This window comes from Helicobacter pylori SA213A (assembly GCF_000476275.1).
Lineage (GTDB): Bacteria > Campylobacterota > Campylobacteria > Campylobacterales > Helicobacteraceae > Helicobacter > Helicobacter pylori_CL.
Genome location: NZ_CBOM010000055.1, coordinates 1 through 1,194, shown reverse-complemented (window position 1 = coordinate 1,194; position 1,194 = coordinate 1). Strand labels below are relative to the sequence as shown.

General features: G+C 36.3%; 1 protein-coding gene. It reads left to right on the top strand.

Features of this window, described 5'->3' with window-relative positions; translation table 11 throughout:
• Window positions 1-45 precede the first annotated feature (45 nt).
• Window positions 46-1,194, top strand: a 1,149-nt coding sequence (locus tag QT74_RS07840; RefSeq protein ID WP_033765919.1) for a restriction endonuclease subunit S, incomplete at its 3' end; no start/stop codon positions are given.

Sequence of the window (1,194 nt, the reverse complement as noted above, 5' to 3'; positions counted from 1 at the left end):
AGCCTTGAATCTATCATCAAAGAGTTAGAAGCTTAAGGGGGCAAAATGCATAAAATAGAGCGCTTACTCCAAACTCTAGCGCCTAAGGGGGTGGAGTTTAAAACGCTTGAAGAGGTTTTTGAAATTAAAAATGGTTACACCCCATCAAAAAACAATCCTGAATTTTGGAAAAATGGGACTATCCCTTGGTTTAGAATGGAAGACATTAGAGAAAATGGGAGGATTTTAAAAGACTCTATCCAACACATTACCCCAAAGGCTTTAAAGGGTAAGAAATTATTCCCTAAAAATTCTATTATTATTTCTACAACAGCAACGATAGGAGAGCATGCCCTTTTAATCGTTGATTCGTTAGCGAATCAACAATTCACTTTTTTAAGCAAAAAAGCGAATTGTGATCTTGCTTTAGACATGAAATTCTTTTTTTACCAATGCTTTCTTTTGGGGGAATGGTGTAAAAACAATACCAATGTTTCAGGTTTTGCTTCTGTGGATATGAGCGCTTTTAAAAAATATAAGTTCCCCATCCCACCCCTAGAAATCCAACAAGAGATCGTTAAGATTTTAGACGCCTTCACAGAATTAAACACAGAATTAAACACAGAATTAAAAGCGCGCAAAAAGCAATACCAGTATTACCAAAACATGCTTTTAGACTTTAACGACATTGACCAAAACCATAAAGACGCCAAAGAAAAACTAGCGCACAAAACCTACCCCAAACGCTTGAAAGCTTTACTCCAAACCCTGGCGCCTAATGGGGTGGGGTTTAGGAAGTTGGGGGAGGTGTGTGAATACGATCAACCCAATCAATATTGCGTAACGAGTAAAGAATTTGATAAAAGTTATCCCACTCCCGTTTTAACTGCAGGAAAAACCTTTATTTTAGGTTATACAAATGAAAAAGACAATATTTATCAAGCGAGTAAAAGCTCTCCGGTTATTATATTTGATGACTTTACAACAGCAATTCAATGGGTTGATTTCCCTTTTAAAGTAAAATCAAGCACTATGAAGATTTTACTCCCAAAAGATCCCACAATTAATATCAGATTTATCTTTTTTTACATGCAAACTATTCCTTATAATATCGGTGGGGAACATGCAAGGCAGTGGATTTCTCGTTATTCTCAAATCAAAATCCCCATCCCACCCCTAGAAATCCAACAAGAGATCGTTAAGATTTTGGATCAA